At 61.8% G+C, this 5,524-nt stretch carries 8 protein-coding genes; 2 read left to right on the forward strand and 6 right to left on the reverse strand.

Translation table 11 applies throughout. From position 1 onward, the window contains the following. Window positions 1-22 precede the first annotated feature (22 nt). From I71_RS19110 to I71_RS19125, 6 genes are all read right to left on the reverse strand, one after another. Window positions 23-400: a hypothetical protein gene (locus I71_RS19110; RefSeq protein ID WP_042696565.1), complete on the reverse strand. Its 378-nt coding sequence runs from the start codon at window positions 398-400 to the stop codon at window positions 23-25. Continuing rightward, window positions 397-648 (reverse strand): hypothetical protein, encoded by a 252-nt coding sequence (locus tag I71_RS36150; RefSeq protein ID WP_083897258.1) that lies wholly within the window; start codon window positions 646-648, stop codon window positions 397-399. The genes I71_RS19110 and I71_RS36150 overlap by 4 nt, the downstream gene beginning before the upstream one ends. Beyond that, a complete protein-coding gene (locus I71_RS36155) occupies window positions 645-1,163 on the reverse strand; it encodes a hypothetical protein (protein ID WP_083897259.1) in 519 nt (172 codons plus the stop codon). Before I71_RS36155 ends, I71_RS36150 begins: the two co-directional genes overlap by 4 nt. 170 nt (window positions 1,164-1,333) lie before the next feature. Beyond that, window positions 1,334-1,999, reverse strand: coding sequence for a YsnF/AvaK domain-containing protein (locus I71_RS19115; protein ID WP_244433923.1), 666 nt, complete (start codon window positions 1,997-1,999; stop codon window positions 1,334-1,336). A 117-nt stretch (window positions 2,000-2,116) separates the two neighbouring features. Continuing rightward, on the reverse strand, window positions 2,117-2,515 hold the full coding sequence (locus tag I71_RS19120) for a YsnF/AvaK domain-containing protein (protein WP_042696569.1): 399 nt from the start codon (window positions 2,513-2,515) through the stop codon (window positions 2,117-2,119). A gap of 51 nt (window positions 2,516-2,566) precedes the next feature. Further along, entirely contained in the window at window positions 2,567-3,127 is a 561-nt protein-coding gene (locus tag I71_RS19125; protein WP_042696571.1) for a hypothetical protein, read from the reverse strand. 347 nt (window positions 3,128-3,474) lie between these two features. On the opposite strand from I71_RS19125, the gene I71_RS19130 reads away from it, so the two are divergent. Together I71_RS19130 and I71_RS19135 are read left to right on the forward strand one after the other, a co-directional pair. Continuing rightward, on the forward strand, window positions 3,475-4,668 hold the full coding sequence (locus I71_RS19130) for a sensor histidine kinase (RefSeq protein WP_244433924.1): 1,194 nt from the start codon (window positions 3,475-3,477) through the stop codon (window positions 4,666-4,668). 43 nt (window positions 4,669-4,711) lie between these two features. Continuing rightward, window positions 4,712-5,311 (forward strand): exopolysaccharide biosynthesis protein, encoded by a 600-nt coding sequence (locus I71_RS19135; RefSeq protein ID WP_042696575.1) that lies wholly within the window; start codon window positions 4,712-4,714, stop codon window positions 5,309-5,311. The last annotated feature ends 213 nt before the right edge of the window (window positions 5,312-5,524 follow it).

Here is a 5,524-nt window from a genome sequence, read left to right on the forward strand (position 1 = left end):
AAGGAAAATCCTGCCCGCCCGGTCACGCCCGCCCAGCAACCGCCCGGCCAGCGATCGCAGAATCCGGAATCATGGCTTGCAGATCTGTTGAAAGAATGGACGGGATCGGTGCACGTGCGCGTTCGCGCCGCGGCAGTTGTGCAATCCGATGCAATTCCTCCACCCAGGGCGACGGGTAGCTGTCCACGCCGAATATCCAGACGGGGTCGGTCCGGCCATCCGCCATACGCAACAGCACGCGGGCATCGTGGCCGTCCTTTCCGGCGTGGTTGGCGGCCTGTACAGCGGCGATCAGGGCACCGACCTGTCCGTTGGGAAAGGGGCCGTAGCGTTCCCCCTCAAGCCCGACGAACCACCCGTCTGTACGGCACGACACGGTATAATGGGCTGATAGGCTCATGAGATCACCCGTTCCTCGATGGCAGCCGCACCACCCGCGGCACAGGCTCTGGTAAGGCGGGTCAGCGTGGCACCCTGCGGCAGGCTGACATGGCTCGGTGGTGTAAAGGCAGGGGGAAACTGGTCCGGCGATACGCCATAGACAGTCGGATGCCAACGGCGCTCGGCATTCATCCAGCGCAGCTGTTCACGCAACGCATCGGCGCCACGGGGGCATCGCCCCTCGATCGAATGGAGCAAGGGGGTCATGGACGTTCCTCCGATACGGATGTCGGCGTCAGGATCTCAGCCATGGCCGGAATTATCGGATATGGAGGCTCCATAACCGCCTGTGCCGCTCCGTCATTGCCGGCACAGCACCAGCGGACATGGCAGGGTTCCCCTGCCGCCGATTGCGCCAGCACGACGCTGGCGAAGCCGAGACGTTCCGCTGCTTGCGCTTCCCGAATGGCTTTGGTGAGAGCATCGATCTGGTCGGCGCAGGGCGGATAGACGAAGCCATCAGCACGGACGATCCATCCGGCGTGGGTTTTAAGAATGAAGAAGGCCAGCCTTGTCCGGGAATTCATAAAGTGCCTCCGATGTGGACCGGTTTGTCGGCAATGGCGGCAGCCATGCCATCCGGATCGAGTCACGCCAGGAAACACCTCGGATTTGCGATCCTCGGCAAAAATGAGCAGGCCTGGGGTGGCTTTTGAATAATTAATGTGGGGATTCGCAGAGATTTCCACAATGGGATATCCCTGAAATTCAGAAGTGGACACTCGACATTTTGAAATCGGTTTTGCGCCTCTATTGAGAGAAATCTACCGATAGACAATAGATTGAATCTATGAGTTCTTTCGACAGACCTTCAATCGCTCCGCCGCAGGTTATATCCGCTGCGGCGGGAGGCGGCCGAACGGCCGCCCCATCGTAGTGTGCCCGCTTCGGATCAGCGCTTGTTGCCGGGCTTGTTTCCGACAGGCTCCACCTTGACATCGCTGCGGCGGGCGACGGTTTCCACGGTCTTTTCCTGTTCGGAAGCGGTCTTGGACAGCACGACCTCCCCGACCACGCGGGCTTCCTTGGTGATTTCCGGCGTTTCGGAGGTCGCCATCAGCTCGACCGTCTTCTCGCCGAACGCAGCCTTTTCCTCGTCGGGGCGGAGAGGCCGATCGACCTTGCGATGTTCCACGTCCACCGCCTCGTCGCGCAGCGTTACGGTCTCCTGAATTGGGGTTTCCGTGATCTCCGACACGGCTTTCAATCCGCCTTTGGCGACCCGGCGCTTGCCGATCTCGACCTCCTCCTTCACCGACTGGAGGGTTTCCTGCTCGACGGTGGCGCCATTGCCCGCCTTCTGGGCCGGCTTCCGCACCGCAGGGGGCTCGGGCAGGTCAACGGACCCGTTTTCATCGAGAATGGCTTCCGCCGCGTCGGCATCCTGGTCGGCGATGTCGGCCGCAACCAGGGTATGGCCCTGGCGGATGGCTGCACTGTACTGCTCGGCCAGTTCCTTGTCGAAACCGTGTCCCAGCAGGCCCTGGGCGGCCTTGTCGGCGCTGTCGGCGCCGCCGAAGGTCTCGATGTCCGCTTCCTGGCAGCCCGCCGCGACCAAGGCCTGGAAGGCCTTCTTGGCGGAACCGCTTTCCTTGTAAAGTCCAACGATGATCGTGCTCATGATAGTCTCCAGTAGGATTAAAGTATTTCAGTGTCTTGAAGTAAGTCAGGCTGCTCAGGTCGCGGGGGTGTCCAAAGACGGTCTCTGTTCGATGACGACCTCTTGACGGCGCAGCGTGACGTGGTCCGGCCTCTTGCCGCTCGCGGTGCGGCGGGTGATCCGGACTTCTCCCACCAGCTTCAGGCGGACCTCCACCGTCGCCACCTCCTCGATCACCGAGATGACGGTTGTGTCGCCGTCCTGGCGTCGGGGGATCGGGGCATCGACGAACCGTCCGATGGGAACCCGCTCGACCTCCAGTGTTTCCATCGACAGGTCGGCTTCGACCGCCTGTTCCCGCTCATGGCTGAAGGTGCTGGCGCGGACGGTCCCGGTGACCTGTCGGCGTTTGCGGACGCCCACCTGCTCTTCGACGGTGAGAAGCGTCTGTGTCTCCTTTTCCGGACCGGTCAACGGAGATCCTCCCGAAGTGCTGTCATGCGGCTTTGAAGAGCGACGGCGGCCTCAGGCGCCAGGCCGGGGCGGGCTGTGCACGGTGTCTTGCGGCAGCCGGGACGCGGCCTGGGCGACGCGGACGTTGACCTCGAAGAAGGCCAGCCATCCGCCGAGCAGGTAGCGTTGTCCCGCCGTCATGATGTCCTGCGGGCCGCGGGCCTGGAGCATGCTGCCCAACAGCTCGTTTTGTCGTTCCACGGCTTGGCCCATGAAGGCGACCGCTTCTGAAATGGCCGCTCCATAGCCTGCCATCAGGGCACCGCCGAGTGCCGTGGCCCGACCGCCACCCTCGTCGAGACCGTCTTTGAGAGCACGGTCAAATCTCTGGCCGGCGGTCCGGACGGATTCCGGAAAGCCCTGGTTGTCTGAAGTGCCGGGCAGCCTCGGCGGCCAGGGCCTCGGCTGCTGACCAAGCTCGCGGGCGGGTTTCGCCGTGTGCTCCTCGCTGGCGCTGCGGATGCCGGCGCCCTTCGGCGCGTCGTTGCCCGCCGCGGCTTCATCGCTGGCACTGCGAATGGTCGGGCGATTGGTGGGGCGAATGGTGGGGGTGGGATGAGTGCCGTCGTCCATGACGTCTCCATGACTGTTTGGGGAATGAGAGCTGAAAGGGAGCGCTGCGCTCTACCTCGATGCCTTAATCCTATATTATGCCGCACCGCAAAATATCAATGGCTTTAAAAATATAATCTGAAACTGAGAGCTATAAATTGCCGAATATAAAGGAGATGTTCTTTTGGTTTTCCCATCATATATTTTACATACGCAAGAAGGTCAGGAGGTTTTTGTCGTGGATCAATCGGTATATTTTACCGTTCCGCGCCAATCCGGCGAACACGCTCTGCCACTTCTTCGCCTGGGTAGGCTGCGTTCAGCGGCTATATCCTTTTCGAACAATGGATCGGACGAAGGAGCGCTGCATGCCCGATAATCCCCGCGACCAACAGGATGCAGAGAGAATGGTCAGGATGGAGGCCGCGCGCGGTGGCCCCTTTGTGGTGGCCGCGGAATCGACCCTGATGCCCATGCTGATCGCCGATCCCACTCTGCCGGATATCCCGATCGTCTTCGCCAACGCCGCATTCACCAGGCTCAGCGGTCATGCACGCGAAGAGATACTGGGTAAGAGCTATCATCTGCTGTCCGGCTCCGGCACCGACCCGGAGGTGGCGCGCGCCATTGGCCTTGCCTTACGCGCCGGCGAGGCCATCGTGCGTCAGGTCCGGCTCTATCGGAGGGATGGAAAGCCGCTATGGGTGCTCCAGCATGTCGCACCCGTTTTCGAAGAAGACCGTATCCGCCACCATTTCGTGTCCTTTGTCGACATCACCGAGCGCAAGGCGGCGGAAGACGGATTGCGCCAGCTCAACGAAGAACTCGATCACCGTGTCGCGGTGCGCACCGCGCGGCTGGATGAACTCAATCGCCAACTTGCCGCCGAAGTTGAGCGCCGCACCGAGGTGGAGCGTGTGCTGCGCAACACCCTTGCCGACAAGGACGTGCTGCTGCGCGACAAGGATAATCTGATGAAGGAGGTGAACCACCGCGTCAAAAACACCCTCCAGATGGCCTCGTCCTTCCTGCGCATCCAGTTGGGTCTCACCCATGGCCGGGAGCCGGCCGTGCAGGTGGCGCTGCACAGCGCCGTGGAAAGGCTGGACCGCATGGCCGAGATCCACGAGACGCTCTACCGGACGCAGGGGCTGCAGGAGATCGAATTCGGGGGATATCTGCGGATGCTGTGCCGCGACCTGCTGATGTCCTTCGAGCCTGCACAGAGTTTGCGGGTGGTGCTGGATGTCGACGCCGACGAGGTGTTCCTGAAACCGGATCAGGCCATCCCGCTGGCCCTCATCGCCAACGAGGCGATGATCAATGCGCTGAAATACGCTTTCCCGGACGGGCGATCCGGCCGCATCGCCGTCTCGTTCGGGGAAATCTCGTACGAAGTCCTGCGCATGAGCATCAGTGACGATGGCATCGGCATGGCCGACGAACGGCGCACGGGGTCGCTCGGCCTCACTTTGATGGAGTTGCTGGCGGAGCAGGTCAAAGGCGGTCTGACCGTCGGGTCCGGCGCCGGCACGACCGTTACGGTGTCGATCCCGGCATGACTGGCAGGTGTCGCCCCACCGAAACGGCCGGAGCGATGCGGTCATGACCTCGGCCTTGCCCGCACATATCCCGACATCCGAGGTTTTGCGTGGCCTGCTCGCCGAAGCTCCGGCCGAGGGCGTTACATTCGGCTGGCTGCTGGACAGGCTGCACAAGCGCTCCTTCGGCGTCGTCCTGCTGTTGCTGGCAGTGATCGGTCTGACTCCGGGAACATCGCCGGTCGTCGGGCTGCTGCTGACCATTCCCGCGTTCCAGATGATCCTTGCGCGGGAAACGCCGGCCTTTCCCAGGACGATCATGTCGCGGCGTTTCTCGACACAGCGCCTGGTCCGCATGGTCGATCGTACCGTGCCGGTTTTGAGGCGCATGGAGACGGTCATACGCCCACGCTGGAAAATGCCGTTCGAGACGACGACGCGCGTGGTCGGATTGGTCGTCCTCGTGCTGGCAGGCGTCTTCTTCGTTCCCATTCCGCTGAGCAATGTCGTCCCGGCGGTGACGATCATGCTGATCGCCTTGGCCTATCTGGAAGAGGACGGGGTGTTGCTGGCAGCGTCGTTGGCGATAGCCGCCGCCGTTCTCATCGCCACGGCGATCACCGTCTGGCAGTCGGTCGAAGCGGTCCGGTCCATGTTTTTTTGAGCCGTGGCTGACATCGGTCAGGGCCGCGTATGGCAGGTTTTTGCCGCGTGCTTTGGCATGCAAGTCGTTGCTCCATCGCACCAAATGGTGAGAAGGCGGCCTAAGGGACGCTCAAGAATCATCTAGGTAGAGGATCCTGTCCAGCGGAGGTTGGCGGCAGTCCGAATCAAACAAGAACCAATATAATTATTTTCCTCCCTCCATGTAATAAAT

It is taken from the genome of Azospirillum sp. B506, from assembly GCF_000333595.1.
Lineage (GTDB): Bacteria > Pseudomonadota > Alphaproteobacteria > Azospirillales > Azospirillaceae > Azospirillum.

Coding starts and splice junctions, on each gene's coding strand:
- I71_RS19110 (WP_042696565.1), bottom strand. CDS start 400: ATGAGCCTATCAGCCCATTATACCGTGTCGTGCCGTACAGACGGGTGG.
- I71_RS36150 (WP_083897258.1), bottom strand. CDS start 648: ATGACCCCCTTGCTCCATTCGATCGAGGGGCGATGCCCCCGTGGCGCC.
- I71_RS19125 (WP_042696571.1), bottom strand. CDS start 3,127: ATGGACGACGGCACTCATCCCACCCCCACCATTCGCCCCACCAATCGC.
- I71_RS19130 (WP_244433924.1), top strand. CDS start 3,475: ATGCCCGATAATCCCCGCGACCAACAGGATGCAGAGAGAATGGTCAGG.
- I71_RS19135 (WP_042696575.1), top strand. CDS start 4,712: ATGACCTCGGCCTTGCCCGCACATATCCCGACATCCGAGGTTTTGCGT.